This is a genomic window from Psychroserpens sp. SPM9 (genome assembly GCF_025153525.1).
Classification (GTDB): Bacteria; Bacteroidota; Bacteroidia; order Flavobacteriales; family Flavobacteriaceae; genus Psychroserpens.
The window spans coordinates 807111-831081 of the sequence record NZ_JANZNR010000001.1 but is presented as its reverse complement, the minus strand read 5'-3'; the positions used below and the strand labels follow the sequence as shown (position 1 = coordinate 831081).

The following is a 23971-nucleotide window of genomic DNA, read 5'->3' as shown; positions in this document are numbered from 1 at the left end:
CTAATGACAGCTTTTCCTATTGAATTATGTAAGCCAAATTTCTTGCGACTTTTCAAACCCAACCCCCCTATGATTTTCATCATGACCACGAGAGGCTAGTTCATAACGAATAAATTTCTCAAGTGGAATTTTGTGAGATAAAATAAATCTCAAAATCTCACCATGTATAGTAGAGAACATTCCTTTGATTTCTTCAAAGTGAGCAAGTGGATTCTCATCCATACCTATATGACGAATATGATTATAGGTCATATTGGAATAATCTCTAGGTAAAACCTCAAAGTCTTCTCCTTTTAGAGATGGGTGATTGATTTCACTAACAAGATAATCACCTTCGATGCTTTGGATAACTCCAAAGGTTTTACCATCTACTCGATGTTTGAAGTTGAGCCACAAAGCATGATCACAAGCTTTCTCTAAATTAGCTTGTCTTTTGATCTTTTTTGTCATTGGGCTTTGGTTTTTGAGTTTGACTTGATCGTGCCGGAGATTTTTCAGCAGGAGGTTTCTTTTCGGGAATCTCTTTACTCCATTTTTCAGTGACATAGGAAATGATAAAAAGTTCATCCTCGATGAGTTCTAGAAGTTCTTTGTTTTCCAATTCCACAAGATCATGTTCTTTTGGAATAGTTCCATTAAATTTCTTTTTCAAAATCTCGATAAGTTCTCTTCTTGAAAAGTAAAACGCAAGGTTTTTACCCATCAAAGAATCCGTCTGTTTTCCTAATGCACGACCCCGAAGAACCGTAGCAAAGTACTTCATTAATTGCTGTTTGCTTGTTTTCATGATATTAAATTTTAAATGTTACTATGTTATTAAATAGAGTTTATGAATCTTCAGCTCATTGGCTTTGAACTGTCCTTCTCACTCTATGTTTTTGATCTCACCTTCTGCTTCCTCATATGTATCAAAGAAGTAAGATGGTTTGGTGGTCACGGCATAGACATCTTCTGCAAGTACATCAGATGTGAATATGCCAAAGACCTTTTTCGTAGTTCCAGTTTTTAAGAGAAGAGACCGATAGTTTGAAACATCGTACTTATCCCACTGATCAACTGGTTTTGATGCCAAGTAGTGCGTTTCCTTTTGTGTTCTTGAGAAGAATCGAGTTACTTCCTCCCGTGTTAACTGAGGATATAAAGGAGTAGTTTTTTCAATGTGATCTATAAGATATAGCACTATATTTGAATCACTACCTATGAGTTCTATTAGCTCCTTATCTGTTTTATTTTTTAAAACTTCATGTGTCCAAGTTTTTGGATACGTCCATAAGACGATGTCAATGAGCTCTTCAGTTAAGAAGTACTTGATAACATTCGGATGAATTTCATTTTGTTGTTCTGTAATGAATCTTTCAAGAAGTAATTCTAAGTAAATAAGAAGTCTTCGTTTTTCTCTTATCTTCATAACTCCTCGTCTTTAGCTTCACAATGATTCATAATCGTTGCGAGCAAATGGTCATAGTCTCCGCTTTTCGCCTCAGCGAGTACCATTTCAATTTCAGAGGTACTCCAGCCTTCTTTTCTAGCTTGTTTTTGGAATACACCCATTACTGCGAATGCATTTCCATTAACGCCAACCAAATCTAGGTTGACGGTTTTGTCAATTACTTTTTTCATTTTTAAAAAGAATTTATGCGACGACTTGTCGCGGATTAGTATTTATTTTTTTAATCTCGCTTAGCGAGTAGTTTGCGGTGAGTACTTCTGTTTTTCGTTTTCGTTTCTTTCCAGAAACTGCTTTTTGAGCAGATAGGGGCTTGTCAAACACGATAGTATGCCATCCGTTTTTCTTGGTGTATTTGCTAAGGAGTTTTGAAGGGTAAGAGCTTAAAATGAACTTACCTTTGACATTAGTAAGGATATCCAATAAATTCTTGTAATCCGTTTTAGAATACCCTGAATAATGTCCTTGATTGGAATCGATATATGGCGGGTCGACATAATGAAATGCATCTTCTGTATCTCGAGAAGAAATCACTTTACAAGCATCCACATTTTCAATCTGTACATTTTCTAAACGTTTACATACAGTTTCATCAAACAAGAGTTTCTTGTTACGAAACGAATTCACACGCTTAGAATATTTGTCATAACCCCAAGACCCAATTTGGCAAGTAAACCCCATATTCGTTCCTACATAAAATGCCCAGGCTTGTTGTAGTTTAGAAAACAAATGAGGCATTCTATAAATGGCAACGGCAACTGAATAGGTAGCTCTTGAAAACAGCGTTGCTTCAATTTTTGTTTTAAGATTATCAAAGTCAGTAATTACTACTTCATAGAAATTGACCACCATATTATTGGTATCATTAATGACCTCTGCTTCAGAAGGGGACTTAGCAAAAAATATTGCACCACCTCCAAAAAAACTTTCCGTATAGATTCGGTGTTTGGGAATGAGTGGAAGTATCGCAGAGACCATATTTATCTTACCTCCATAGTAAGTTATTGGAGTCTTGGGCATAAAAAGAGAAGTGATTAAGGTTAAGTAAGAGAAAAGGGGAGGGCTTGCTAGAGCATGTGATTATCAGAAAACGAAAAGTAACTCTCAGAGGTGATGATAAGATGGTCCAATAAAGTTACATCGATAAGCTCGGCAAGTTTCATAAGTTTTTTTGTTATCTGTTTATCATTTGCAGAAGGTTTTAATGTTCCAGAGGGGTGATTGTGAGCCACGATTAGACTAGAAGCATTGGTTAGCAGCACAAGCTGATAAATCTCATGAATATTTGTGGCTACCCCTTTAATAGTTCCAGAGCCAATTTCAGAAATTCCAAGAACACGATTGGCGTTTGATAATGGAATGACCCAAAAGAACTCCTTAAGATCAATGCGCTCTAAGTCAATATAGGACCTTAAAATCTGATCAGCATCTTTAGAGCCTTTGATATGCATCATTTTGTTAAATAGAGGCCGTTTATAACAGACCTCAATTTCACTACAGCTAAAGAGCTGAGTAAAGGGCAATTTTGTTTTCATTTTTAAATCTGTTTTTAGTTGTACCAATTGGCACGGATTAGAAATTCACAGAGACCTATAAAACAGTGTCTGCGCTAAAAGGTTTTGAGGGCTTACCATCGATCATCAGTCTGAGGTAAATGGAATGATTGGGAAGGGAAGTGAAATCTGAGGCTTTAAATTCAGGATAAAACTCCTTTTCCATAAGTCGTGCATCTTGAATACCTAAACGGAAACAAATAATTGTTCCAACGTTTCCAAGAAGACTAGCTCTAACATCAGGGTCAAGCTGATACAAAAACTGATTACTAAGATTAAGTCCAATAGCGAACTTTCGAATTTGAGCTAAGAGTTCAGAGATAAGCTCTGAACCGCTGAGAGTTTGAAACTCATCGATGTAATAGAAATAAGGTTTTCGATCTTCAACTGGAGAATCAATACGAGAAAAGGCTGCAGATGATAGGGAAGTGAGCAGTAGTCCACCAAGGATATTAGCAACATCTGTTCCTACTGCACCCTTAGCTAAATTGATAATGAGTACAGTCCCATTATCAATTATTGACCTCAGAGATAATTGATCCGTATTATCAACCAATATTCGTTTTACGATATCGTGAGAAAGAAGTGCTCCTAATTTATTTAAGATAGGAAATAAATCATTCGGCTTATACTTTGGAAATTCCTTTTCAAAGAAGGTCTTGACCGCTTCATTTCGGATATAAGGAATACAAGAATTCCTAAAGGACGAATCATAAATGATTCTTAAAATGTCCGATAGGTTTGAATGAGGTCTGTCCAATAGACCAAGAAGGCACATTCTTAAGATATGTTCCATTTTCATTCCCCAAGCGGATTTCCAATTACGCTGAAATATCTCAAGGATATTGGAGGTTACTAGGGAACGTTTCGAAGCTGAAACATGGCGAAGCGGATTATATCCAAAAGGAATATTTGGATCAGTGACATCAAAATAGATGTACTTAGTTAAAGGAAACCGCTTACGAATATAGCTGTCCATAAAAGAAGCTGAATCACCATGAGGATCAAGGAACATAAATCCACGAGAAGCTAACAGATCTTCAGACATTAAAGTCTGCAATAATGTCGTTTTACCACTGGATGTTTTTCCAAAACAGTAGAGGTGCATCATTCTATCCTTTTGAAGGATGCCGAATAGCTGATTATCATTTCTAAAGTTCGCTCTAGCAAAATAGCTCACCTTGAAAGGATCAAAGGACATAAAGCTATGAGATGAAATGAGTAAAAGATTTGGGTGTATTGAATTGTAACCGATAAGGATTGACAATTATAAAAATTGTTTAATCACCCTTAGGGTGTTGGGGAAAAGAACTGACTGTATAGAGATGGAGTGATAAGCTTAAGTGACTAACTGGTAGATAAAAACTGCTTTGCTTATCTCCATTATATCATGGCAAGGCCATAAGTACCAGTAGTAACTTTTGATTAAGGTTCGCTAGAATGAATCTTGATTTTATTTTTATTATGAGATACACTATAAGTGGTAAACAAATTAAAAAGAAACCTCGTTGCCCGAAAGGGTCGTTTGGAGCATATGTTTCAAACTAAGGAAACAACGCGAGTTTATCATTGTATCTCTCACTAAGCGAGATTTGGCATTAATATATTTTGATTGTCAAATCTACCATAGGTAGCAGGGGTATATGAAAGACCCGCTAGATTTCCTTTGGCGGGTCTTTTATGGATTATGACAATTGAAAAAGCAATACAGATTTATTTAAAGTGGAAAGAAGGCCACACTAATTCTGCATTTTATAGATACAAGAAACGATTGGATGATTTTATGTATTACATTATGCCGAAATCATGTTTAATGGATGTGACTGGAGATGATGTTGTTGCATTCCAAAACAGTATGAGAGGGAACTATGCTCCAGCAACGATAGCTTATTCATCGGATATTTTAAAAAACTTCTTCTGGTTCTGGCAAGGAAGAAATGAAGTGAATTTAAATCCGAAAGAAATAAAGCGCATAAAATTTATAAGCCCAGAAAAAGCTATAGTAACGAGTTCAGATTTTGAATTCATGAATGATATATTGGATGAGAGATATCTAGGCGATCTCCAAAAGAAATTGGTGCTTCATCTTCTTTGGGATACAGGAATGAGAGTTAGCGAGCTTTTAGATATCAAACTTACTGATATAGGAAGCCAAGGAATCAATGGGCTTAGAACCGCTAAAATTAGAACTCGAAAAACGATGCGATATAATCTAGTGGTTTGGGGAAGTGATACCAATGAACTCATGAACATTTATTTAGGGATAAGACTATGTATGCCCGTATCCTCAAAATATCTATTAGTGAACCCAAAAACAAGCAAACCTTATACTGTTAAGAGTATTCAAAGGTGGGTAAAGCAAATAGCTAAAGATGCTATGGTTGATAAAGATATCACACCTCACTCATTTAGACATGGAAAAGCTAATGAAATATTAGAACGTGGAGGAACTGTTAGAGATGTAAGTGCCATCCTCAGGCATGTGAGTCCAGAATCTAGTTTTAACTATCTGCAGCTATCAGAGAGCAGATATCTAGAGACAGCAGAAAAGTTCTTACAGGTAGCATAACAATATAAAAAGCAATCTCAAATGAAGATTGCTTTTGTATTGGAATTGGAATATAATACTAATAGTACCTTTAACTATAAATACTATTGAACCTCACAAAAACTTATTTATTTAGTTAATACTTTTTGATTTGTTTACCACAAAAATGGTGTCGCAGAAGCCCTTATTTAATAGGGTATTATATTTTCAAGACATAACGTCGCAAAAGATATAGTACGGAACATCGATGTCGTAAAAGTATATGACGAAAAGTTTTTATGAGTTGGGTAGTATTGGTCTTTAGACCTAAGGTTAAAGGTTACTTAAAACAAAACTTAAAATGTCTACATTTTATAATGTCGTTAGTCGAAAAGAGATTCCTAATTCAGGAGGGAAAGTTATTCATAACAAGGTTGGAATTATTAAAGTGACCCCAAATAAAGGGTGGTACTTGAGCTTATTTCATCTTCCAAATGATTTTCAAATTTTTGCCAATCAGAACGAAGAATTACCAGTGATTGACTTTAATGATCATGAGGCTTAAATACACGACACCGATACCGAATCGTTTCTTCGATGAGCTTATGATTGATCTGTCTGCTTCAGCTGTAAGGGTGTATTTAAAAATCGCACGTAATACTTATGGATGGCGAGACCCTCAAGGAAATGTGAAACCCAGAGATTGGATCAGCCATTCGCAGTTCTCAAAAGTTGGACTCTCATCAAGAAGTGTCACGACAGCAATTACTGAGTTGTTAGAATTAGACCTTATCACCTTAACAGATGACTATGGAAACATATTAAATAATCCACAGAAACGAAAGAATGCCAAACGTATTTACTACGCATTAAAAACTATCAATAAAGAAAATTACACGTTAGACAAAGCAAAAAATGACAAAAACAAAGGGCAAATTTTGCCCAGGACAAAAGAAATTCCTCTACAAAAGTTGAAAGCAAATGAACGTTTGACGGACCAGGAGCGTATGCAAGAGATACTACAAAATGAAGAAGAGAAGCAAATTAAAAGAGATAACTGGTATTAGTTGTCTTTTTTAATTTAGTAAAAGCTAAAGCTTTTGATGGCAGAGTTCTTGGAAATGTAAGTCATTCTTGAGCTTTACTAACTGCTAGTTAAATTAGTATAGTCATCATGATTAATTACATTATACCCTTTCAATTTTAGAAGTAAATCTTCAAATGAGATGAAGTGTATTGGGAGATAACCTGATAAATCCGACATAGAAATAGTTCTTTTAGAATCATCAATAAAGACCATCTCATGAATTTGCACATTTAATTGTTTAGCCAAATAATAAAATGCTTTTGGGTCAGGTTTCATCATATTAATTTCAGCAGAAATAAGAAATGTATCAAAATAAATATCTACCTTCTTTTTTCTTAACTTAAGTGCTTCTTCAGAAGAGTTATTACTTAATAGCCCTAATTTATAGTTTTTTTCTTTAAGTAGTTTTAATAAACTAATCATTCGAAAATCTATTTTACTTTTTGGACGAGAATTCAAAAATTCTAAAAATGAATTTAATTGGTTTAAAATTCCAAGTTCATTTAATATATTCTTCCACATTAACTTTAAGGTTTCTTTTTGACATGAAACAGAACTTCTATTTATTATATGATTATGTTTGAAATATACAGATCTAAATCTTTCTTTTTCAACTGATAAAAATGAAGCTGCTGAATCGTTAAAATTATCTCCCTCTATTCTTGAAATTACTCCCTCCCAATCAAAACCTATAGCCTTAATAGTCATTAAAACTATTTTAAGCCAATTAGAGAATGCTGTCCATAGATCATCATTCACATAAATTTTAATATTTTGGTATAAATTTTTTTAAATGGCTGACATACCAAATTTCTTACTAATAACTTTAGATAGTTGCAGGTGGGACACGTACAAAATGGCTAGAACTCCAGTTCTAGATAAGTATTTTGATTTTGAAAAAGCATATTCTCAAGCTACATTTACTCTTCCATCTCATGTTTCCATGTATCAAGGGATGTTTCCATCGACAAAAAATAAACGGCCTTATTACAATCGTTTTTCAAAACCTATTTTAAGAATCAATGAGCGAAATAATTTAATTAATGCTCTTGTGAATTTCCCGAAAGGAACCCAAAGTATTTTTGAAGGGTTCAGAGATTACAATAAAAAAACTCTAGGTTTAGGCGCAATGTCATGGTTTAAACATGAATGGTTGACTTCATGTTTTGAAGAGTTTATTTTTACTGGAATACATTTAAAGCATCAATGTGAATTAGCAAAACAGTTTATTGAAAAAAACAAATCGAAAGGATTTGGGATGCTTATCAATATAGGAGAAACACATGAGCCTTATGAATATGGTGGATTAATAAAACCTAGTTTAAAGTCTAGAGCTCGTGTCAGAACTTTTGACACTAGTGGTTATGATAAAAGACTTCATTCAAAGCAAATAAAGGCTTTAGAAAATATAGATAATGAATTAAAATTTTTATTAGATTTCATATCATCGGAAAATCAACCAACATTATTAATCTGTTGTGCAGATCATGGAGAATGTTTTGGTGAAGATAATCTTTGGGGGCATGGTTTTTATCATCCAAAAATCATGGAAGTCCCTTTAGGTATTGGGAGTGTTAATTATCCTATTGATTAAATTTAACCACCCTGTCATCAGATATAAATATATCGCAACCAAGTTTTTTTGATGTTTTTTCAGATTGCATAATGGTAAAGGAAATAGGTTCTCTGTTTGCATTTAAAGAAGTTAATAATAGTACAGAGTTTCCTTCGACAGCTTTATAATGGGTCATTATCTTAGCTAATAATGAAGTGCTTTCATTGTTAAGCACCTGAACTCTAGCTTCATTAGTAATATGCACTGCTCCAATAATATCTTGTTTATACTGTTCTTTGATTTTCACTGTCCAAGCCATATATTCTGAACCTTCTCCCTCAAAAAAGAATTTGAAATCTTTTTTGAAAACAACAGGAGCAAAAGGCATAAATGAAGGTCTTTTTTTCATAGCGTTTAACTTATCTCTATTTTCAATAGTTGGTTTTGCAATTATACATCTACCTCCAAGTGCTCTTGGCCCAAATTCCATTCTTCCAGAAGATATGGCCACGATCTGACCCTGTTGTAACGCTTTTGCTACACCTTTAATTTGATCAGTTTTTAATTTAAACCCCTTATAATCTTCTGGTAAATGAGATAAAAATGGATTAGATTTTAAAACATTAAACTGTTTAGAATTACTCTTATAGTATGCATAATACGCTGCACCGATCGCAGTGCCTCCATCATCTGACCATGGAGAGACTATAACATTTATCTTTTTTGATGAATAAAAGCGTTTTATTTTACCATTTGATTGGCAATTCAATGCAGCACCGCCCACAAGACCTATGGCTTTAGTTTTTTGACCTTTTTCCTCTAATAGATCAATACCTTGATTTATTATGGTAAGACTTACTTCATTAAACAATTTTTGTAGTGAAGCAGCTAAATCAATAGCTAATTCATAATTATCTTTTGATTTTAAAATTTCTTCCTTTAATTTTAATTCTTGTGTGTTTTTTTCATCGAGGGCATTATTTGCAAAATGCATCCAAGCTTCTCGCATTTTCCATATAGGATAATCATTAAACTGAAGTTTTCCTTTAGTTATTCTTAAATATTTTTTCAAAATAGTATACCAGATAGGACTTCCATAACCAGATAGAGCCATAAGTTTTCCTGGACCTTGCCTTCCTCTAAATCCGACATGATATGCAAATTGATGATACATGCTTCCTATGGAATTAGGGTAGTCTGAACTAGCAAGATGTATCATTTTATTATTCTTCCAAAAATATAAAGATGTACATACATTTTCTCCTAATGCATCACTAACGAAAATTAATGTGTCCGATTCCATACCACAAGGTAAAAGACTATAGGCATGAGATTTATGATGTCCAACAAATTTAGGTTGTGAGAGTTTAATATATCGGAAAAGACGCTTTATTTCATGTATAAAGCGGTACTTGATGTATGAAGTATCTGCATTAATATATCTTATTGTATGAACAATCCCTTTAAAATACATTCTTCTCCATAAATGCCAACCTTCAAAATGAGAAAAATAAGGACCATATTTTTTGTTAACAATTTCCAAAGCGAGTTTGGGATAAGCATCTGTGTTTTTAATTTGATTAAGACGTTCTTCTTCAATGGCAAATATTAATTCACCTTCATTATTTACTAAAGCCACAGCAGACCCATGTCCTAAGTTTGTGCCTAAAAACATAATTTATGAAATTTTGTTCTAATATTCTCTATTAGGAAATTTTCATCTTTACCTAAAACAGTAGCATTTATCTTCTCCATCACCATATCTTTTGTTATCTTTTTGGTTAAACCTAAAAGATTCAGTTTGGGGTATTTTTTTTCTAATCTCACCCATGTTGTATTTTCAATAATATCTTTAGTAATTCCAATTTTTATTTTGTAGAGCCTATTTAATTCTAAGTCATCGTATAAGTTTAAAATATCAAAATAACGTTGTTTACTATTATTTCTTAAGGCTATAAGACTAAACTTAGAATTTATATAGTTTTTTCGTAATGGACATTGCTTATGAAGTTTATCATTTATATAAGATTGTAAAAAATACTCTGGCAATAAAATTTTATTCAGTGTTTCAATATTTACTTCATTGAGAAGGTTATTGGGGTGAATAGAAACTTTAATTTTGTATTTATTCAAATTCTTTTGAATACTTTGTTGTGCGTCTAAAGCTCTTTTTTTTTCTAGATTGTAACTATATAAATCTAAATCACTGAAGCTTGTTTGAGAATTGAAATCAAAATGAAAATCATCGTGCTTCCATGATCCATTTATAATAATGGACGAATCTGTATATTTAATATGGCCTAGAATTTCACTTTTTAGTTCCTTTCTAAGCTCGTTTATTCTTTTATTTATTATCAAACTCATCAAGCACATGCCTTATTTGATTCCATTTATCAATTGTTGGTGAATTATAAAATGGAATTACTACTTCCTGAAGTTTTCTTAAGTAAGTTGTAATTGGTTGTATTTTACTTTGGAAAGATGTTCTGCCGCCATCAGTTGGATCCATAGCATCTATAATAAGGTCTTTAAATTTACTATTGGAGATTAAATAAAGTAATTCAGAATAACCTTCTGATTTAGGATTACATCTTGCAACATAAGCTAACAAATTAGCTAAGACCAATCTAATATCGGCCTTATCTTTTTCTGCGTGATGAAGTAACATTGCACTTTCAATAAATAAGGCTTGATTAATGACCTGTATTAAATTAGTTTGATACCTTATTTCTTCACTTTTACTTGTGGTGTTTTTGAAAAAATTATATTGACATTGGACAATAGATTCGAAAGGATTCTCTATGTAATCAACATCTAGGAAATAGTAAAGCATAATTTCATACATCACTACTATATTACTTAAGTGTAATTCTTTTTTTTGCTCAGCTATTTTTTTTGCTTTTTCAATATGATTTGAACTTGATTCGGCATCATTTAAACACGCATAAGCAAAAGCTACTCTTAAGTTTGCTGAGCAAAGCCTTATACCAGAAGGAGAGCTTTCTAATAACCGCTCGACATTTTTGAAAAGAGATAAAACCTTCTTGAAATCGTGAGATTGACTTGAAACTTTTAATTGTATTAATTTGATTAATCCTAATTGCTCATCCGAAACCATATTAATATCCAATCCTTCTAAAATATTATCTAAAAATGATTTACATTCATCTAATAGGCCATATTTTTGTTGAATCTCTAAAACTTTTATTTGTTTTCTTAAGGGTAAATCTGATAATTCTTGTCCAGATTTTAAAAAATTTATAGCACTGACATAGTCGCCTATACTCATAAGGTGTTTAATCTCATCATATAGTACGGTGTTCTTATTGAATGCTTTCTTTCCATTTAAATTCTTAACCGCAGTAGCAGGAGTAAAATGATTTTTATCAAATGGTTTGAAAATTGGCTTAAATGTATTTCCATCTATTTGAATATCAAAACTATCAAAGGGCTTACACTTTTTTAAGTGTTTTAAAAAGGTATTGATGTTTTTTAAATGTTTTTCAAAATTATTTCCAGCACTTCTAAATTCAATTGCATTAAAGAATGATTCTAGATTTTCAACTGTATGTGATTGATATTCTGGTTGTATTTCCATAAAAGAATAAAAGAAATAACAAAGGCAAGCATTAATATCCCCATGACTCAAAGTTATTTCTGGCTTCCCAATTGAAGATTCATGTCCATTAAGTTTGATCCTATTAAACTTCATTTGGAAACGCTTAAGGTCGATATTCAAAAAACTTGAGTCAAAGAACAATTTTTCTTCAGGATTTAATAAATATTCTTCGTGTAGAATAAACTTTGGTTTTACATGTTTTATCTCAAACAGTTTGGGTACTGCATCCATAACAGCATTAGGCAATGATATTTTTTTATCACTAGGATTAAGCGCCTCACTAAAAGCTTTGAAATCTAGAACTTTAAATTCTATTGGTTTGTTTGCCATAAGTATAAATGTAATAAAAAACAATGATTCTACTTATGATTCTACTCATTGAAAGTTAATCGTAATATTATTCCTCTTATTATAAAATAATTCAACTCATTACACTTCTGCTTATTAGGGTTAAATAGCTGTTATTCAGATAGATATTTGTCATTATTTAAAACTTATGACAATGAGGAATTTAAAATCTAGCAAAAAACCTACAAGAAATCCTAACTCTCAACTGAGTCGTTTGGAATCAATCCATAAATTAATTAACGGACGAGCATTTCAACCTAGTTTGGTTGAAGAGAAGTTATCTCAAATCAACACAAGCTACTTAACACCATATTGTTTGGTGTACTTCAAATACTTAAACGTTAGACATCACTTTAATTACTACAGAGCGGAAGGTGCATTAGAGCATTTGGAACTTTCTATGGGATTATTGAATGAAATGGATCAAACAGCCTATAAGCTCAAGGTAAGAATCAGTAATGATGAATATCACTTCACTAGAGCCTATGTTCGATTTACCGTAAGCTTTCACTCTGAGGATGAATACGATACTCAATTTATCATTTCAAAGGTGAAACACATCACGGACAATGCACTACGCATCAATCCAAAAGATTCAAAATTCAAGTGGCTTAAAAACCAGTTAGCGGCCTAATTCAAACACTAATAATAAAAACAAATAATCATGACAGTAGAAAACATTTACACATTCAAGCAAATATCTGATTACTTAAAGCATTTCAGATACTTACCAACTTATAGAAAAAATAACAAGGATGCGTTTTATAACCCAAGAAATCGTAAGGATATTCTAATCCCTACCAATAAGCCGTCATTTAACAAGTCTGACATTATCAGACTCTTTAATGAGTCAAGTGCAACTGATTACCCAGCTGAAATTGAATGGTGCAGATTCTTGTTATTCCAACACACAAATTCATAAAACTTTAAAAACTAAACAATTATGATACTTAAACGTAAACCTAAAAACACAATTACCAGATTAGTAGATAAAGAATTGGAGAACTATATCAATGAAAAAGACCTCCAGTATATAGAGAGTCATCTAAAGACCGCTACTAAATTATCTACGCTTGATTTCAAATCGCTAGTTAAAGGCACAAGAATTGGAGATTTCATTGGTGCACTTGTAGCCGATTATCAGCATTTGGTTGATTACTTAAACACGAAACTTAGTGGTGACATCCAAAAACTAAAAGGGCAAAGCGATATTTCTGATGCTCAGGAAGAACTTGAAGATATTGAGCGAAAGATTAAAATCGTCGATGGAAAGATCACACCACTGAAAGGTAAGTTTGATGATGCAGTGAAAAAGTACAAACCAGAAGTTAGAAAATGGTTTTACTTATTTATTCCCCTACTTATCATTATTGCTTCAATGGAACTCATTGGAAACTTTGATGCGCTTAATACTTTAGGTGGTTCAAGAGTGTCCTCTTTTGGACTCGCCATTTTAAGTGTTATATGCATTTATTGGTATTCTCATTTTACCCCTGATAAGGTTAAGAAATATGCTGGTAACAATATAAAAAAGCAGGTACTTCTGTTCTTTTTGTTTCTGATTCCCATTGTGCTTGTCTTTGGTTTTTTCTCTAGCATGCGAATCCAGTACATGATAACCATGAACCCAGAGCTCTCGGAGGTTTATAACACCTCACCACTAGTGTTTACAATTATTAATGCTTTTGCATACACAATTTCATTTTGGATCATTTGGGCTTTTAAACCTGATAAGGAGGTGATTTTAAAGTATAAAAAGTACAGGAATGATCTCAAGGAATTAAACGCTCTAGAAGCAGAACAAGAAGCTTTTTGTCAAAAACGCGCATCTCTTCAGCCTGAACTGCGTCAGAAACTCACTGATAAATATCAAGTGCTATTACTAGGAAAACAAACAGAAGATGAGATAGTCACTCGTATGCGAAGTTGTTTTGAGGAATTTAAAATGGAACTATTCTTAAAGACTAATGGTGCTTGTGCTCCACTTTTTACGGGGCACATTGATAAGGATTTGCCAAAACTTAAACTCAACTACCAGTCCATAATGGACACTAAAGATAATATCAACAACAAATTCGAAGACTCATGAAAACTATAATCATATATCTAATTCTTGCGCTCCTAGTATGGGGTTGCGAAACTGAACCATCACAGTCTATAACGATTTCTGTGTTATATGATAAGACAGATAGTACCATTCCTAGACCAGAACTCTCACATATCAAACCTTTTTTTGATGATGTGCGGTTTGCAAAGGGTAAACGCCAATTCCTGTACAGTAGTATTACTAATACCAATGTTAATTTGGCTTATAAGTCAGAACTTTTAGAAGGCTCTATAATCGATAATAATCTTGAGCGTCAATCAAAGGTTAATAAATTTTATACTCAAATTGATACTCTGTTGAGTCAGGAAGCTGATGAATCCAAGATTTATCTCAATTCAAGTATTATAAGTCCACTAGTAGCGCATATGGAAACGGTAAGTAAATTACGAACCACTTCAAAGGTGGTACTTTTATATAGTGATATTCTTGAAGCCAGTGATCATCTGAATGTATACACTTATGGAGGACAACAATTGTTACTTAATAACCCTGAAAAAGTCATTGATAGATTCAGTCTGGCAGTTAAGATTCCCGACCTGAAGGGAGTGGAACTTTATATCATTTATTATCCAAACGACTTAAAAGATAACCGTCTTTTTGGACAAATGTGCAAAGTCTATGAAGAACTGTTCAAGGACTCAGGGCTTATAATCCATATCGGTCTTACTAATACAATAAACTTCTGATGCTATGAAAAAAACAAAAGGAAGTGCATTTGTTTCGGCAATCAAATACCTGCTTAAAGGCCTCTGGAGGCTTTTGCTTTTATGTCTTTATGCAGTAGCCAAAATAGTAGAAGTCCTCTCTGGCTTTGTTGCTAAGATGACGGACAAGTTTTTAACCTAAAAATGAAATAGACATGATAAAATCAATTATAGATATCGCACTAGAGTCGTTAGGGGGTATTGGTACTTTTATTTCAGAGATATTTGATGACCTGACTCAAAAAGACCATAGTGTTAATGCTGAGTTTGGAAACCCAAGTAAACTCATCTCAAAGAGTAATAAGGGATGGTGTGTGGACGGTAGACGATTTTTGGATTTAAAAATGAGCAGGCAAAATATGTGTGTGGTGGCTGGAAGCGGCAAGGGGAAAACTCAGGTTCATATATACCCAACACTCATGAACAGTAATTCCTCAATGGTGGTGAATGATAACTCTTCTGAATTGTCCAAAACGGTTTCATACCTAAAAAGTAAGGGAGCTATTCCTCTTATTATGAATCTCACTCAAAAAAGCGGAGTATATCTCAATCCGCTTGATGGTTGTCATAACAATAAGGCAGCAATCAGAAAAGTGTCAAAGACGCTCATGGGAAGTGTCTCGAAGGAAACCGATTTCTTCTCCACCTCTGGGGAGGACTGTCTGTCTCTTTTTATCCAATATGTTTTGGAATCTGAGCCTCGTATTCATGCAAACCTTGGAAATGTGTATAGGCTTCTATTGGAATATCAAGGGTCGCCTGATGTTATTGAAAGGCTATTTGCCGATAAGGCCTCTGAAAATGTATGGTCGAAATTCCTTGCTCTAGCCGGAAATTCTGAGCGTACTTTAAAATCGATAAGAGCCACAGCGATTTCGGCACTCTCATGGCTTGGTGACAACCCAGTACTTGCTGATATTACATCTGTTACCAATATTTCATTTGAGGCGTTTAGAGAAAAACAGCATGTACTTTTTATTCAGTCACCTGTGAGTGATACCAAGCTATTTGCTCCAATGGTGTCTTTGGTGTTTCAGTCATTTTATCGCTTTGCTTTTTCAAAGCTTCCAAGTGAAAAAGACCTAGATATCATGATGGTTTTGGATGAATTTTCAACTCTCATAGGAGGTCTTCCAGATTACAGCAATACCATAAGTAACAGTCGAAAATTCAAGATACCACAGCTCATTGTGCTTCAGGACGAATCCCTCCTAAGTCCTTACAAAGAGCTCAAGGATAATATCCTTGGGAACTGCTTTGTAAAATGCTACTACGGAGGTCAGGACAAAAAGGCTTTTGAGCTTGAAAAATTATTGGGGAGCTATACCTATGAAGATAAATCTTCAAAACAGAAAAAGACACGTCCACTAATGTATGCCAATGAGATTAGGGAACTAGATAGTGAGATACTGGTTATCCCTAATGGTCAGAAACCATTAAAGGTAAAGATCACTCCAGCATATAAGCAGTCGAAACTGAAAAAACGACTGGCTATGGAATCCCAAGAGGGAACAGTTGAAGTAACTGAGTACTCAATTCAGTATATCGATCTGTCCCCTTACAGAAATGAGAATGAATAGTAATTAAATAATCACTAGTCATGAAACTAATCACAAAAGAATTACAGCAACGTTTTAAGGAAATTGGAGACCAATCCGAAACAAGAGACCCATTATTTATAGCCAAGTTTTTTGATCCATGTGGATCTGGGACTTGGTATGCATCGGAGTATGATCCAGAGGCCAATGTTTGTTATGGTTATGTTACTGGACTCTTTGAAGACGAATGGGGAAGTTTCTCTATAGATGAGCTTGAGGAGTTAAAACTTCCTTTTGGACTTGGTATTGAGAGGGATATTGCTTTTAAGGAGATTCCATCGAGTCATATCATACAAAAGGATAGGATATCTGAACTAGACAAAGTTAAGTCCAAAGAAGATCAAGACAACGAAATAGAACGCTAATGAGTATTGAAGCATTTCCATATAAATCTGTTCATGAATATCTTGAAGAAGAACTGTCCTTAGTTCCAAATCCAAGTCATGAGCAGATAAAAGAGGTTAAACAAGCTTATTGGAAACGCTATTACAAATACTACAGGCGACAAAAACGAAAAGTCAGAAAAGAATTTACCCTTGGTTTTGATAGAGAACGTTTACAGCTCATAGATACAAAAAGAGGAGAGCTCTCTATCTCAAAGTTTTTATATCAGATCATTGATAGGGAACTTGAGTCCAATGAAAACTTATTTCATAACCAAGAACAACTATCACAGTTGGATTTACAACTAATGAAACTGATATCACTCACAGAAGAACTTCTGGACAATGAAGATTCTGAGATGATAAATCAAATTCTAGAGCGTCTTGAAAAACTAGAACAATCATTTGAACAAGTTATAAACCCATGATTATGATCATAAAGTCAAAGAGTATTAAATCAAAAAAAGCACTGGAGAATACCATTCGCTACATCCTCACTAAGGATGATCAAAATGATGTTGGCTTCACTATGAACCGCTATATAAGATTGGATAGGCAGTTTGAAAAGGTCATCAATAGTGAGACAGATCAGTACAAGCGCTCAGTGCTTTTAAATAAGCGAATTGAGAATATTATAGATTCGTTTGAATCTAATGAATCAAAGCGTCTAATTAAGCGTAAAAATGCCAATCATGCCTATCATGAGATCATATCCTTTCATAAAGAGGATACAAAGCACCTTCCCAAGAAGGTACTTCTAAAAATTGCTAGAAAATATGCCAAAGAACGTGCACCAAATGCGATGGTGATAAGTTCTATGCATTCAGACAAGGAGCACCTTCATATCCACAATGTCATTAGTGCCTTGGAATTTGCCACAGGCAAACCTATTAGACTCACCAGAAAAGAGTTCAAAGAGGTAAAGACTCGTATGGAAGCTTGGCAGGACAAGGAATTAGGACTTACGCATAGCAAGGTTAACCATTCGAAAAAAAAAGTACAGATGTTGCAACTTGATATCGAAATGGAGCTGAATCTCAGAGGTAAGCGTAGTGAAAGGCAACAGATTCAAATGAAACTGATTGAAGTGTTTTCAAAACAGAGAAGTGAGAAAGTTCATTATAGTGAATTTGAAAAAGCTGGATTAAAGCTTTATTCCAGAGATGGAAAGATTGTTGGTATCCATGGACTTCGAAGACGCTACCGTTTAAAAACCTTGGGTTTCGAACCTGAACGTATTACAATTGAGAAAACTAGGACGCAGAATCGCCTGCAAAACTTAAAAGAACAACTATCTAAAAGAGACAGAGAACAAGATTTAGAACTTTAACTCTAAAGCATTCATCTGTCCTATGATACAATTTAAACACAAACCGCCATGATGAAAGAACAACAATTTTGGGATATCATTCAGACCACATTGGAGCATAGTACACTGGAAGATGATATGGCTTATGATGAGTTTCTAGCCAAAGAGCTAGTCAAAGAACAAGTAAAGGACATTGCTGGCTTTCAGTTGCGACTTTTGGAGCTAAGACGAACATTGGATAGCTTTGAGGTTATAAAGACAGCACAAGAACTAGGTTACTATCCATCAAGGGAAGTCTTTAATCGTTTTTGTAATGGGATCGTTGCCTCAGGAAAGACGTTCTACAATAATGTGAAAAATAACCCTGAGTTTATAAAAACACTTTTAAAGGAAGAACCTGTAAAGCTAAGATATTGTTACTATGAAGGCTTTAGTCTTATAGCTCCGAATGTATTTCACGAGAAGAAAGGTTATGATGCTGATTGGGTCTCGGCATTAAAAAATGCACAGCGACTCTCAGAGTTAAATAAGGGCAAGGATCACGATAGTGAAAAAAGTCGAGAACTTTAAGGACAAATTTTTAGGATTAAAAACAAGACAGGAACTATTACAGTTCCTGTTTTCTTTTATAGAAGGGTAAATGCAAATAGGGAATCCCTTTGCCAAGATCGCTTTTGAAGACTGAACAGTTCAAAAGCAATCTTGCTCATGCTGTCCCAAAAGATTTTGACTTGGGTTAGCGTGAATTAAAAAATGTCCTAAAAGTAACGCACTACGACTTAGGACATTTTTTTTAATAAAGGACATAGTTATTGTAACTGCCATCCTGTATCAAAACGAATAAAACTTGCTCTAACGGATGTGCCTGTTTCTTCGTTGCATCTAGTCTTACCTATCTGTAAGTTATAGAAAGGTGTATGTACCCAATCTCCCTTGAATTGTACGATAGCTTTATTACCATCCTCTTGGTATGAAATACCAATAATTTCCTTTGGGATAAACTTAGTCATAGCTACACTAAAGGAACTATATCCTGGACCTGCTTCATACTCTGCTTCAGCTTTTTTGGTATAACGTATTCTAACTCCAATAACCTCCTTTTTCCTGTTTTTAATTTTTTTGGTAGTGACAAGTCCCTGTTTCTCTAAATTATAAAAGTAAGATTCAAGTGCATAGTAATTAGGGCCATCATAGAAGGTGCTAATAAAGTCATCTGCGTCATTCTTACAAGACTGTTTAAAGTCTTTCTGAAGGATTTTAAGTGCTGTAGCATTGTCCAGTTTACTCTGTGAAGAGCAACTATATGTTAATAGGACAATGGCAAAGGCAAATAGTAGTTTTTTCATATTGTCTGATTTTGAGATTAGTACGGACAAACATATAAAAAATATCTTAAAGGCAACGTATACGTTGCCTTTAATTATTATGAATAAGAATATATTCCAAAACACGTTAAATCAATGGAGGAGCTAAACGATAAGGAATATTTGAAGCAATTCGGTAAAAGAATTAGATCACTAAGAAAGGATAGAGGTTTATCTCAATCTGAACTTGGAGCAAAAGCTGATATGGAGAAGTCAGCAATTCAGCGGATAGAGAGAGGCTATAATCCTACTCTGAAAACATTACGAAAAATTGCTCAAGGCTTGGAGATTAAGATTTCCGATATGTTCGATTATAATGATTGTGTCTAATTTAGAAGTTCAGTATATTAATTAATTTCCTTTACGACTTCTCTTATAATTAATTTAGTTCCACTTTCAATATCTATGATTTCAATTTCTCTTGTTGTTTCTTTTATGACAAGATTTTTTTTAGCCGTTTTCTTTTTAATTCTTTTTACTGCAAACTGAAATATTTCGTTCATCGTTATTCCTACTGCTCCAGAGAGAAAAAAGCCGAGAACCTCTAAGCCCTCTATAAAGTTTTTATTGCCTTGTTTTGAAGCTTCATGAGTTTGTATGTTAAGATTTAATGCATTAGCAGCATCATTAATCAGCTTTTTGTAATATCGGGTATCAGCGTGGTCTGCCGAATTTATAGTCACAGTAAAATTTGTCATAGTTATATTGTTTTTGGCAAATTTAAGGGTTTGATTATATCCTTCAGACCTAATAATAAAACTTTTAATAGATATTCGGTTTCAGAATTTTGTCTTTTTTCAAGTTCAAGCCAAAGTCTTTCAGCTCGCGAAATTGGATTTGGATGTGTATTGCGAGAGGGGATATTGCCATTTTTAATATAACTAAATTTTTCAAGAATGCTAAAATAATTCATGAGTATAATTGGTAAGCAAAGCAATTTATTATTAAAAACTAAGTATCCTTTTTTATTTTTTGAGTTCAATAACTGATCATAATATTCAAATGCTAGTTTGTCTGCATCGAATTCTAAGTTTGGATTCTCAACTTGATTTATATGACCTAGTTGTACATGGGCAATTTCATGGCATATTATAAACGCAATCATTGCTTTAGAGATACTGTGTGCAAACTTTGTACATTCAGGATAAGTAAACAATAGAGGTTTAATATTATCTCTTATTCTCTCGTGTAAGTATGGGCTATAAAAACACTTAAATACGGTTGAATATATTTTTAAAAGCGTCTCATATCTTTTCTGTGATTTTATTTCTTCAAAAGTAAATATGGAATTTAAAAAACACATGTCCATGAGCCAAAAATCAAATTGTTCATCAAAAAAAATAGTATTATTTTTTTTGCCATCATTACTTGCAAAGGCTCTTATATGCCTTGTAGATGCAGAGAAGAAATTGACTGTCTTGCTATCTAGATTAATTTTATCGGCAATTTCATTAAAATAAATACTGTGTAAATTTGAGGATAGCTTTTTTACTTCATCGTTGTTAAAAGGGATATTCAACTTATCAGCAAGTTCTTTAGATAAATTTAATGACTTTTTATTTGGTAGAAAATATGAGTACTTGTCTTTCATTAGATTAAAAGTAGTAAATATCAATGAAACTAATTGTTGTTTTTAATAAATAAAACTCTTTACTTAGTTGTTCTCAGAGCGGTAGTGAATCTGTAAATATTTTTTATAATAAATTGTAAATGAGGTGTTTTGAGTTAAAAAAAAGAGTACATTTATGTAAGATAATACCTTAGGTTATGAATAGAATTGTCCTTTATATTTTCATTCTACTATCTTCAGTTATGTTCTGTCAGAATATATATCAAGGCGATGCTGTATTTTCAACACAAGAAGAGCTAGATTTATTTGCATCAGAAAATTATGAAGGTATTGAAGGTAATTTAGCTCTTGTTTTTACTGGTATTACAGATTTATCAGAATTATCAACATTAGAATCTGTTTCTGGGTCTATTGTTATCAGGCAAAATACCGCTGTAGAATCTCTTTATGGCTTACATAACGTTGCATATATTGGAAATGATTTAATTATTGATGGGAATCAAGTATTAGGAAACTTAGATGGGTTTGAGGGGCTAAGTAGTATAGGTGGGAATCTTCAAATTTTAAACAATAGTCAGTTATCTAGTATCGAAGGCTTAAGAGACTTAAGAGAGATAACGGGATTTCTAGAAATAATTAGTAACAGTGTGTTGACCTCTCTTGATGGGCTTAATTCAATTGAAACTATTGGAACTGCTAATGGAGCCTTAGGAGATTGTGGTCCCTCAAGTGGTGTAGAGAATGCTAGTTTGACAGTTGCTTGCAATAATATTTTAGAAGATTGTTGTTTAATAAATAGACTTCTTGGAATAGTTACAGGAGTAGTAAATATATCTAACAATTCTGGAGGCTGTGGTTCTATTGATGAAGTAGAAGAGTCTTTGGTTAACTGCTTAGTCGATGTGAAATATCCAAAGGGCGAGGATGTTTATGTTGCTGGTAGAAACATAAAAATTGTATTTGATATTATTCCAATATCTACAAATTTAGAAATGAATTATGAGTATTCCATTGATAATGGAAATACGTGGCTGAGTGCAGGTTTAGATAATGAAATTACGACCACTGAAATCAATTCTAAAAATTTTGTTGATTGGATATCTCCAAATAATATTTCACAACCAACAAATACCATAATTAGAATTACAACAAATGTCGACGGAAACCAGATTGTTGTAGAATCTGATGTGTTTCAGGTTCATGAATCTAATCATTATCAGAATCAAGGGTTCAGAGATATGGGAACGACTGAATTAGTATTTCCGTTTCAAGGAGTTTTAGATACAAGTGTGGGATGGTTTAAGGATCTTAGTAGCCCTCTTCATAAATGTATGGATATCAACTCGCAAGATTGGTTCTATAATCTCTCTGGTCCAAATGGTAATAATGGATGCAGTAAGGACATTCGATCACCACTTTATGGTAAGGTGATTTTTATTGAGAGGAATAGTGATACTGAATTGTGTGAAAACGCAATCCAAAGTGGTTATCAGAAACAGGTAGTAATTCAATCATTGGTTGATAAGACTATCGCATTTAGGGTAGCTCATCTAAAAGATGTTAAATCTGGCCTCTCTAAAGGACAAATAATTCAAGTTGGAGACGTAATTGGAAAAGTTGGTGGCACAGGAACGTTGTCGACACATGCTCATTGTTCATTATACAAGAATATTTATGAATGGCCTATGTTTTACGATAATGAACAAGACCTTCAACTCCCCCCGATAATTGAAATATTAGAAATAGGAGAAACTTTTGTAAATGACTCTCAAATAAATTCATGTCAAAATTTCATTGATGATTACTCAGCAGATTTGGATATAGATACGTCTTATTCAAATATAGTATCTACAATAACACAATGTGTTTTATCTTTAGAAGATCTGATTTTACTTTCACAAGCTCAATACACAAGCATTTTTCTCAATTTGCTTATAGGAGAATGTCCAGAGGAGGATAGAGCAACTAGTAGTCAGAATAATAATTTTTTTAATATAGATGGTCTGGAAACAATTCTATCTATTGACGGTAATTTAGTGATTAGAAGTACAGAATTGACAAATTTGAGTGGTCTCGAAAACTTAACTCATGTAGGAGGAGATGTAATAATCGAGAACAATAGTTCTTTATCTAACTTTTGTGGTCTATATAAGTTGATTGAAAATGAGGGGATAACAGGTCAGTTGATTATAAATGGAAATGCTTACAATCCAAATGAAGAGGAAATTTTGTCTGATAGTTCATGCGGAGATGTTTTGAGTGTTGAAAACCCTTTTCGAGATAACAATATAGTATTATACCCAAATCCAGCAGGTGAATTTATAAATATTGATAATCAAAATTCAGAACAAAAATATCAGGTTAGTATTTATGATATTACTGGTAAATTGTTGAAAAATGTTAAAGACAAGAAGGTAATATCTTTAAAAAAAATTAGTCCAGGAATCTATTTTGCCAGAATTTCGATCAATGGAAAGTTTATTTTTACCAGAATGATTATTAAAAAATAATTTGTTATAATGAAAACATGAATTTCCATGTTTACTCTTTGAGATATATATTATATAGCTCAATTATTCTTTTTATAGTGCTTTTTTTAGGTAGGGACATGCACCTAGTTGTTATTCCTAATCTATTGTTATTGATTCCTTTAGTTGTTTTTTTGGGTTTTATAATTGGGTTGTTGAAAATTAAGGCTAAGTTCTATTTGAAATTAGTCTACATATTAGCTCTCTTAGTAATAATGGTTTTTACTGTTTTTATAGTTACTACTTTAAATGGCATAATGCATTTACATTCT

29 protein-coding genes are annotated in these 23971 nt (G+C 33.3%); 15 read left to right on the top strand and 14 right to left on the bottom strand.

Going from position 1 to position 23971, the window contains the following annotated elements:
* Window positions 1-24: 24 nt before the first annotated feature.
* The 7 genes from N4270_RS03680 to N4270_RS03650 all read right to left on the bottom strand — a co-directional run bounded on the left by N4270_RS03680 (window position 25) and on the right by N4270_RS03650 (window position 4267).
* Window positions 25-450: a hypothetical protein gene (locus N4270_RS03680; protein ID WP_260095478.1), complete on the bottom strand. Its 426-nt coding sequence runs from the start codon at window positions 448-450 to the stop codon at window positions 25-27.
* Window positions 422-787 (bottom strand): hypothetical protein, encoded by a 366-nt coding sequence (locus tag N4270_RS03675; RefSeq protein ID WP_260095476.1) that lies wholly within the window; start codon window positions 785-787, stop codon window positions 422-424. The genes N4270_RS03680 and N4270_RS03675 overlap by 29 nt, the downstream gene beginning before the upstream one ends.
* Window positions 788-865: 78 nt before the next feature.
* Window positions 866-1408 carry a hypothetical protein gene (locus tag N4270_RS03670; RefSeq protein WP_260095475.1) on the bottom strand — a complete coding sequence of 181 codons (543 nt, stop codon included), beginning with the start codon at window positions 1406-1408 and terminating at the stop codon, window positions 866-868.
* Window positions 1405-1620, bottom strand: coding sequence for a hypothetical protein (locus tag N4270_RS03665; RefSeq protein WP_260095474.1), 216 nt, complete (start codon window positions 1618-1620; stop codon window positions 1405-1407). The genes N4270_RS03670 and N4270_RS03665 overlap by 4 nt, the downstream gene beginning before the upstream one ends.
* A 13-nt stretch (window positions 1621-1633) precedes the next feature.
* A complete protein-coding gene (locus N4270_RS03660) occupies window positions 1634-2467 on the bottom strand; it encodes a DNA adenine methylase (RefSeq protein WP_260095473.1) in 834 nt (277 codons plus the stop codon).
* A 47-nt stretch (window positions 2468-2514) separates the two neighbouring features.
* The gene (locus N4270_RS03655; protein WP_260095472.1) at window positions 2515-2982 is read right to left on the bottom strand and encodes a JAB domain-containing protein; all 468 of its coding nucleotides are present in this window, start codon (window positions 2980-2982) and stop codon (window positions 2515-2517) included.
* A 55-nt stretch (window positions 2983-3037) separates the two neighbouring features.
* A complete protein-coding gene (locus tag N4270_RS03650; protein WP_260095471.1) occupies window positions 3038-4267 on the bottom strand; it encodes a type IV secretory system conjugative DNA transfer family protein in 1230 nt (409 codons plus the stop codon).
* Between the two features lie 528 nt (window positions 4268-4795).
* Between N4270_RS03650 and N4270_RS03645 the strand changes: the two genes are divergently transcribed.
* From N4270_RS03645 to N4270_RS03635, 3 genes are all read left to right on the top strand, one after another.
* A complete protein-coding gene (locus N4270_RS03645) occupies window positions 4796-5569 on the top strand; it encodes a tyrosine-type recombinase/integrase (RefSeq protein WP_260095470.1) in 774 nt (257 codons plus the stop codon).
* A 319-nt stretch (window positions 5570-5888) separates the two neighbouring features.
* Window positions 5889-6092 carry a hypothetical protein gene (locus tag N4270_RS03640; RefSeq protein WP_260095469.1) on the top strand — a complete coding sequence of 68 codons (204 nt, stop codon included), beginning with the start codon at window positions 5889-5891 and terminating at the stop codon, window positions 6090-6092.
* On the top strand, window positions 6082-6594 hold the full coding sequence (locus tag N4270_RS03635; RefSeq protein ID WP_260095468.1) for a replication protein: 513 nt from the start codon (window positions 6082-6084) through the stop codon (window positions 6592-6594). The genes N4270_RS03640 and N4270_RS03635 overlap by 11 nt, the downstream gene beginning before the upstream one ends.
* Before the next feature lie 77 nt (window positions 6595-6671).
* Here the strand turns inward: N4270_RS03635 and N4270_RS03630 are convergent, their stop codons facing one another.
* Window positions 6672-7322 (bottom strand): HAD family hydrolase, encoded by a 651-nt coding sequence (locus tag N4270_RS03630; RefSeq protein WP_260095466.1) that lies wholly within the window; start codon window positions 7320-7322, stop codon window positions 6672-6674.
* Between the two features lie 85 nt (window positions 7323-7407).
* Here N4270_RS03630 and N4270_RS03625 point away from each other — a divergent pair, with 85 nt between their 5' ends.
* Window positions 7408-8208 (top strand): sulfatase-like hydrolase/transferase, encoded by an 801-nt coding sequence (locus N4270_RS03625; protein WP_260095464.1) that lies wholly within the window; start codon window positions 7408-7410, stop codon window positions 8206-8208.
* On the opposite strand, the gene N4270_RS03620 is transcribed toward N4270_RS03625, so the two are convergent.
* Genes N4270_RS03620 through N4270_RS03610 form a run of 3 tightly spaced genes read right to left on the bottom strand, consistent with a single transcriptional unit; the run spans window position 8198 to window position 12118 of the window.
* Window positions 8198-9844, bottom strand: a complete 1647-nt coding sequence (locus N4270_RS03620) for a carbamoyltransferase C-terminal domain-containing protein (RefSeq protein WP_260095462.1) — start codon at window positions 9842-9844, stop codon at window positions 8198-8200. The genes N4270_RS03625 and N4270_RS03620 overlap by 11 nt on opposite strands.
* A complete protein-coding gene (locus N4270_RS03615) occupies window positions 9835-10533 on the bottom strand; it encodes a hypothetical protein (RefSeq protein ID WP_260095460.1) in 699 nt (232 codons plus the stop codon). The genes N4270_RS03620 and N4270_RS03615 overlap by 10 nt, the downstream gene beginning before the upstream one ends.
* Window positions 10514-12118, bottom strand: coding sequence for a hypothetical protein (locus N4270_RS03610; RefSeq protein ID WP_260095458.1), 1605 nt, complete (start codon window positions 12116-12118; stop codon window positions 10514-10516). The genes N4270_RS03615 and N4270_RS03610 overlap by 20 nt, the downstream gene beginning before the upstream one ends.
* A gap of 172 nt (window positions 12119-12290) precedes the next feature.
* On the opposite strand from N4270_RS03610, the gene N4270_RS03605 reads away from it, so the two are divergent.
* The 9 genes from N4270_RS03605 to N4270_RS03565 all read left to right on the top strand — a co-directional run bounded on the left by N4270_RS03605 (window position 12291) and on the right by N4270_RS03565 (window position 18807).
* On the top strand, window positions 12291-12770 hold the full coding sequence (locus tag N4270_RS03605) for a hypothetical protein (protein ID WP_260095455.1): 480 nt from the start codon (window positions 12291-12293) through the stop codon (window positions 12768-12770).
* Between the two features lie 309 nt (window positions 12771-13079).
* The gene (locus N4270_RS03600) at window positions 13080-14225 is read left to right on the top strand and encodes a hypothetical protein (protein WP_260095453.1); all 1146 of its coding nucleotides are present in this window, start codon (window positions 13080-13082) and stop codon (window positions 14223-14225) included.
* Window positions 14222-14929 carry a hypothetical protein gene (locus tag N4270_RS03595; protein WP_260095451.1) on the top strand — a complete coding sequence of 236 codons (708 nt, stop codon included), beginning with the start codon at window positions 14222-14224 and terminating at the stop codon, window positions 14927-14929. The genes N4270_RS03600 and N4270_RS03595 overlap by 4 nt, the downstream gene beginning before the upstream one ends.
* A 4-nt stretch (window positions 14930-14933) precedes the next feature.
* Entirely contained in the window at window positions 14934-15089 is a 156-nt protein-coding gene (locus N4270_RS03590) for a hypothetical protein (RefSeq protein ID WP_260095449.1), read from the top strand.
* Between the two features lie 13 nt (window positions 15090-15102).
* The gene (locus N4270_RS03585; RefSeq protein ID WP_260095447.1) at window positions 15103-16527 is read left to right on the top strand and encodes a type IV secretory system conjugative DNA transfer family protein; all 1425 of its coding nucleotides are present in this window, start codon (window positions 15103-15105) and stop codon (window positions 16525-16527) included.
* Between the two features lie 20 nt (window positions 16528-16547).
* Window positions 16548-16910, top strand: a complete 363-nt coding sequence (locus tag N4270_RS03580) for a DUF2958 domain-containing protein (RefSeq protein WP_260095446.1) — start codon at window positions 16548-16550, stop codon at window positions 16908-16910.
* Window positions 16910-17356: a hypothetical protein gene (locus N4270_RS03575; RefSeq protein ID WP_260095445.1), complete on the top strand. Its 447-nt coding sequence runs from the start codon at window positions 16910-16912 to the stop codon at window positions 17354-17356. Before N4270_RS03580 ends, N4270_RS03575 begins: the two co-directional genes overlap by 1 nt.
* A 2-nt stretch (window positions 17357-17358) precedes the next feature.
* Window positions 17359-18258 carry a relaxase/mobilization nuclease domain-containing protein gene (locus N4270_RS03570; RefSeq protein ID WP_260095443.1) on the top strand — a complete coding sequence of 300 codons (900 nt, stop codon included), beginning with the start codon at window positions 17359-17361 and terminating at the stop codon, window positions 18256-18258.
* A 48-nt stretch (window positions 18259-18306) separates the two neighbouring features.
* Window positions 18307-18807 carry a DUF4240 domain-containing protein gene (locus N4270_RS03565; RefSeq protein WP_260095442.1) on the top strand — a complete coding sequence of 167 codons (501 nt, stop codon included), beginning with the start codon at window positions 18307-18309 and terminating at the stop codon, window positions 18805-18807.
* Between the two features lie 239 nt (window positions 18808-19046).
* Here the strand turns inward: N4270_RS03565 and N4270_RS03560 are convergent, their stop codons facing one another.
* Window positions 19047-19583: a hypothetical protein gene (locus tag N4270_RS03560; protein ID WP_260095440.1), complete on the bottom strand. Its 537-nt coding sequence runs from the start codon at window positions 19581-19583 to the stop codon at window positions 19047-19049.
* A 114-nt stretch (window positions 19584-19697) separates the two neighbouring features.
* Between N4270_RS03560 and N4270_RS03555 the strand changes: the two genes are divergently transcribed.
* Window positions 19698-19931 carry a helix-turn-helix domain-containing protein gene (locus tag N4270_RS03555; protein ID WP_260095438.1) on the top strand — a complete coding sequence of 78 codons (234 nt, stop codon included), beginning with the start codon at window positions 19698-19700 and terminating at the stop codon, window positions 19929-19931.
* A gap of 17 nt (window positions 19932-19948) precedes the next feature.
* Here the strand turns inward: N4270_RS03555 and N4270_RS03550 are convergent, their stop codons facing one another.
* Window positions 19949-20299, bottom strand: coding sequence for a hypothetical protein (locus tag N4270_RS03550; RefSeq protein WP_260095436.1), 351 nt, complete (start codon window positions 20297-20299; stop codon window positions 19949-19951).
* 2 nt (window positions 20300-20301) lie between these two features.
* The gene (locus N4270_RS03545) at window positions 20302-21192 is read right to left on the bottom strand and encodes a hypothetical protein (RefSeq protein ID WP_260095435.1); all 891 of its coding nucleotides are present in this window, start codon (window positions 21190-21192) and stop codon (window positions 20302-20304) included.
* Between the two features lie 176 nt (window positions 21193-21368).
* Here N4270_RS03545 and N4270_RS03540 point away from each other — a divergent pair, with 176 nt between their 5' ends.
* Complete coding sequence (locus tag N4270_RS03540; protein ID WP_260095434.1) at window positions 21369-23681, top strand: T9SS type A sorting domain-containing protein; 2313 nt, start codon at window positions 21369-21371, stop codon at window positions 23679-23681.
* The last annotated feature ends 290 nt before the right edge of the window (window positions 23682-23971 follow it).